The organism is Bradyrhizobium sp. (assembly GCF_035570375.1).
In the GTDB taxonomy this organism is placed as follows: Bacteria; Pseudomonadota; Alphaproteobacteria; order Rhizobiales; family Xanthobacteraceae; genus Bradyrhizobium.
Genome location: NZ_DATMLW010000048.1, coordinates 1 through 4304, shown reverse-complemented (window position 1 = coordinate 4304; position 4304 = coordinate 1). Strand labels below are relative to the sequence as shown.

At 61.6% G+C, this 4304-nt stretch carries 9 protein-coding genes; 4 read left to right on the top strand and 5 right to left on the bottom strand.

Annotated elements, in window-relative coordinates; translation table 11 throughout:
- Positions 1–189 precede the first annotated feature (189 nt).
- Positions 190–1080: an alpha/beta hydrolase gene (locus VNX23_RS05810; protein WP_325628231.1), complete on the bottom strand. Its 891-nt coding sequence runs from the start codon at positions 1078–1080 to the stop codon at positions 190–192.
- Positions 1081–1329: 249 nt separating this feature from the next.
- Between VNX23_RS05810 and VNX23_RS05805 the strand changes: the two genes are divergently transcribed.
- Positions 1330–1632: a DUF3303 domain-containing protein gene (locus VNX23_RS05805; protein ID WP_325628230.1), complete on the top strand. Its 303-nt coding sequence runs from the start codon at positions 1330–1332 to the stop codon at positions 1630–1632.
- A 128-nt stretch (positions 1633–1760) separates the two neighbouring features.
- Here the strand turns inward: VNX23_RS05805 and VNX23_RS05800 are convergent, their stop codons facing one another.
- A complete protein-coding gene (locus VNX23_RS05800) occupies positions 1761–2006 on the bottom strand; it encodes a hypothetical protein (RefSeq protein ID WP_325628229.1) in 246 nt (81 codons plus the stop codon).
- Between the two features lie 14 nt (positions 2007–2020).
- Positions 2021–2347 (bottom strand): DUF2958 domain-containing protein, encoded by a 327-nt coding sequence (locus VNX23_RS05795; RefSeq protein WP_414642949.1) that lies wholly within the window; start codon positions 2345–2347, stop codon positions 2021–2023.
- Between the two features lie 10 nt (positions 2348–2357).
- Here VNX23_RS05795 and VNX23_RS05790 point away from each other — a divergent pair, with 10 nt between their 5' ends.
- Both VNX23_RS05790 and VNX23_RS05785 read left to right on the top strand, forming a co-directional pair.
- Entirely contained in the window at positions 2358–2573 is a 216-nt protein-coding gene (locus tag VNX23_RS05790; RefSeq protein ID WP_325628228.1) for a hypothetical protein, read from the top strand.
- Between the two features lie 36 nt (positions 2574–2609).
- Positions 2610–2753, top strand: a complete 144-nt coding sequence (locus VNX23_RS05785) for a hypothetical protein (RefSeq protein WP_325628227.1) — start codon at positions 2610–2612, stop codon at positions 2751–2753.
- A 191-nt stretch (positions 2754–2944) separates the two neighbouring features.
- Here the strand turns inward: VNX23_RS05785 and VNX23_RS05780 are convergent, their stop codons facing one another.
- Entirely contained in the window at positions 2945–3112 is a 168-nt protein-coding gene (locus tag VNX23_RS05780; RefSeq protein ID WP_325628226.1) for a hypothetical protein, read from the bottom strand.
- A 153-nt stretch (positions 3113–3265) separates the two neighbouring features.
- Between VNX23_RS05780 and VNX23_RS05775 the strand changes: the two genes are divergently transcribed.
- Positions 3266–3757 carry a reverse transcriptase domain-containing protein gene (locus VNX23_RS05775; RefSeq protein WP_325628225.1) on the top strand — a complete coding sequence of 164 codons (492 nt, stop codon included), beginning with the start codon at positions 3266–3268 and terminating at the stop codon, positions 3755–3757.
- Here VNX23_RS05775 and VNX23_RS05770 read toward each other — a convergent pair.
- Entirely contained in the window at positions 3712–4179 is a 468-nt protein-coding gene (locus VNX23_RS05770; protein ID WP_325628224.1) for a hypothetical protein, read from the bottom strand. The genes VNX23_RS05775 and VNX23_RS05770 overlap by 46 nt on opposite strands.
- Positions 4180–4304 lie beyond the last annotated feature (125 nt).

The following is a 4304-nucleotide window of genomic DNA, read 5'->3' as shown; positions in this document are numbered from 1 at the left end:
GCGAACTTAAGCAAGGTGCGATTACTACAGTGGGTTCCACAGCCGGCGACAATGACACTACCGCGCTAGCGCCGAAATGAAGCAGCGGCGCATGACGGAATGTCGAGGCATAGCCAGTTCGGGCGGCGTCTCTACTCGGTTGAGCCCGCCAAGACCGTCCCGCTGCAATCTTAAGCTGACCTGCTGCTGTTATTTCCTGGCCGGAATGTACCGCGCGTACCAGTCGGTCGTGGCCGCCATCACTTCACGGAAAGCCTCGCCTTCATAGACCTCGTAATGGCCGTAGCCCTGAAGCACGAGTAGCTTTTTCGGTTCACCGGCGCGGGCGTAAAGCGCTTCACTCTCAGCTGGCGGGACCAGCCGATCATTATCGGAGGTGATGAACAGGATCGGCCATGGCGCGATTTTGTCGACCACCCACTCCGGATTGAAGCTCAAGGTGTCATCGATGAATTCGAGTGGGATGGTGCTGACGGCAGCCGGGTTATTGCGGCGGGCGGCCATGCCGAGTTCGGCCGACTGGCGGTCAGGCAGTAGGATCTCGGCACGTTCCACGAATTCGGAAGCGCCTTCCAGCGCGCGCCGTGTGCGATCCGCCGCGGCGCGCTCCAACAGGTCATAGTATTCATCAGGCCGCCGCACGCTGCGCATCCAGCGCGCGCCGTTGCCGATCCCGACCACGGAGACCGTGCATTTGACGCGCGGGTCGACGGCGGCAACCCAAACCACGGTCGCCCCGCCATAGCTCGTGCCATAGATGCCGAGCCGGTCCGCCGCGACCTCCGGCTGGGCAGCGAGAAAGGTGAGCGCCGCCTGCACATCGGCAACCCGGCTGTAGGGCGCGAGCCGGGTCTTCGGCCCTTCGCTGTCGCCCCATCCCTTGTAATCGAAATTAAGGACGACGTATCCGGCCTCTGTCAGCACACGGGCATTATCCGGCAGATAGATATTCCGCACCCCGGTATAGCCGTGGCAGAGCACGATCCCGGCGCGCTTCTCGCCCCTCGCCAGATCGTCGGGCAGATAGAGATCGACGGCAAGCTTGACCCCCTCGCTGAAGAAAGTGACCGGTTTGGGCATGGCGTCCTCCTCTCTTCGGCATAGATGCCGCTGAACACCCGCGCAAGGCGACACATCGGGCGCGCCGCCGACGCGATCCTATTTACCTTCGCCGCGTGGCGGACGATAGTATCGAAGCATAGCGCGCGCCGCTCTCAAAGCCGATCACCTCGGCCACAAGATGTGATGGAGAGCGGGCCTTAAACAGGTGCGGCCCAGGACAGCGCTGAACCGTCAAGCGAAAGATCAACCATCAAGCAGGAGGCTTCTATGAAATTCATGGTGAACTGGAGCATCGATCAGGATCATTGGATCACTGTGTACAAGCGGTGGAGTTCGATGTCGCCACAGGAGCGGGCGAATAACATCCCCGCAGGCGGGAAGCTGCTTGGCCGCTGGCATGATATGTCAGGCCGCACCGGCGTAGCGATTGTAGAATCGGATGACCTTGCCGCCGTGCACCGCTGGATCGGCCAGTGGAATCCTTACATGGACATCGATCTCACGCCCGTTGTCGACGACGAGGAATCGGCTGCCATTGGGCGGCAGATCGTTGCTGATAACAACGCATGAGCGGTCACGGAAAAACCAATGGTGGCCGGAAGTTCAGGGTGAAGTTAAGGGCGTTCGGCTGTTCGCAGACGAGAATTAGCCCGGGCGGGGAAACCGCCCGGGCTATGAAGTCTGAAACCCGAAAAAATTTATGGCACCGGCACGGATGGATTATTCGCCGCGTTGCGTCCGTCGTGGTCGGTGAGCTCCAGTGAGGGCGTGACGCTGACGAAGAGCGGCGTGATGGCGTAGCCGTCGCCGTCTGGATTGACGGCGACGATCGCGGCAGCCGGTTCGCCGTTCACGAAGCAGGAGAACAGGGCGAAGTTGCGGTAATCGCCTGATGTGAGCGCCTCGAAGATGGCTTTATGCTCGGCGGTGATGTTCGTGGTCATGGCGCGCCCTCCTTTCAAGCTTTGATCGCGCCATGGGCCCGCGCCTCATCGGCGTAGGCGGAGAGCGTCTTGGTTGCCGTGAAATACAGATCGCGTTCGACGGGCAAATTGAGCCTGCCGCGTATGGACGCGAGCTCCGATAGGCTCACCGAGCCGATCTCCGGAGTGCCCATGCCGAGGTCGCACAGGCCGAAGGCGATATCCGGATCGTCCGGATCGATCTCGGTCAGGAGCCAGGTGCAGGCGGCATCGGGCGTGAACAGCTTCACGACCGGCAGGAAGTCGGGCTCGGCCTCGCTCGACAGTTCGAGTTGCTGACGGATGCTGCCCTTGCGGAGCAGCCGTTCGCGGATGTTTTCGTCACAGCGTGCGAAGATCGGCACCAGCCGGGTCGGGCGCAATTTCCTGCGCAACGCCTATCGCCAGATCTTCCCGGTGCACACCGATCCGAGCGAGCAGACGATGGAAATGGCCCCCGTGCTGCAGATGGGACGCATCGACATTCCCGGCGCGGTCGAGGAAGAGTTCAACGACTGGTACAACACGGTCTACATCCCGATTATTTGACCGTGCCGGGGGTCCTGCGCGATCAGCAAGCGCATCATGCGCGCCGCGCTGGACAGCACCCTTGAGACGACGATGGTGATGACCTCCAGCGCCGGCGGCATCCTGCAGAATTCCGAGGACGCCAAAGAGGCTCGCCGCGCTTTCATGGAAAAGCGCAAAGGCCAGTTCAAAGGGATTTGAGGCACATCATGAAGCTCGTTCGCTTTATCCCGACATCCGATGGCGGGTCGCAGTTTGTCGACGTCGATATCCCGATCGACAATGCGCCGACCGACGCATTCGGACACGTTCGCCGTTCCGCGACGGTGACGGCACCGAGCACGATGCTGGCCGAAATGCCGGAGGACCTCGATCAGGATTGGCACCCAGCCTCACGGCGGCAGCTGGTGATCGTGCTTTCCGGCACCGTTGAAGTAGAGGTGAGTGACGGAACGACGCATCGTTGGAGCAGCGGAGAAATGTTCCTTGCCGATGATGTCGGCAGCCGCGGCCACCGCACACGCACGATCGGGGGGCCGGCGCGAGTGCTTTTCGTCCATCTGCCGCTCGAGGCAACCCATCGGCGTCTGAGTTTCGGCGGCTGGCCGGAGGGGAAATGTTTCCACCGCAGCGGATCGTCTGTCTCACCGAGGAAACCGTCGAGACGCTCTACCTGCTCGGCGAGCAGGATCGGGCTAAAAGCTCCCGTCGAAATGGGGGACGGTAGCGTCGTCCCGGGTACGGCAGGGACGCCTCAGGGTGGGGTGGTCAGCCCCGTCCGGGCTGATCTGTTCCTGCACTATACTTTTGACAGGTGGATGGCGCGGAGTTTCCCCTCCATCCCCTTCGAGAGATACGCGGATGACATTATTTGCCACTGCCGAAGCGAAGAAGAAGCTCGCAGGCTCAGGAATGCCCGGGAGGTCCGATTCAGGGCCTGTAGGCTGGTTCTTCATCCTACGAAGACGAAGCTCGTCTATTGTCTGCGAGCGAGCGTCGGCGCCAACCATGATCGAGGAAGTCAGGTTCGCAGCAGACTCTGCGCTGGAGGGAGATGGATTCGAACCTTCGGCCCCCCGTGCGATGGACCGAAATTTAAGCTCTCCCGCAATGAGAGTTCTGCAAGCAGGTCGTTAGGGAGTCCTGCTGCCGCCGGTCGTCAGAACGCGGCCGGTTGGTCCGTCCTGGTTGACGGTATGGCGTAGAGTTTCCCATCGCGCTCTTCGATGAGGCCCGCGCGCTTGTGCCGGGCAAGCGCGGCGCCGACATGGTTGGGGCGAGCGCCCTTGCATGCAGCGGCGATTTCCTGCTGCGTCTTGCCGGTTGCCAGCGCGAGGATCTGGTCGCCGAGGTTCGACGAACTGCGCTTGCGGCCAGCGGCTTTTGCGGTCGTCGTGGGCGGGCGCCCGTGTCGTCGCGCTGGAGCCGCCGCCTTGGTTGCCGTAGTCGGCGTTCTGGCTGAGGTGGTCTTCTTTATCTCCGTGCCCTTGCTGTAGCGCGCGAGCACACGCTCGGTCGCCTCCAGTTCGCCGAGTTGACTGGCGAGCTTGTCGCGTTGCATGTCGACGCGCGCAAGCGCTTCGCTGATCCGCTGCTTCTCCTTGGTGATCTCGTCCAATGTCGACATTCCGTGCCTCCGCCGCAGAGTATTGGTTGACCCAGATAGACCAATCTTTTCGGCCTCTATCACTACGTGGCACACAGTGCAATAGCGGAATTTGCGGATTTATTTAAATCAACGAGACGGCCGCA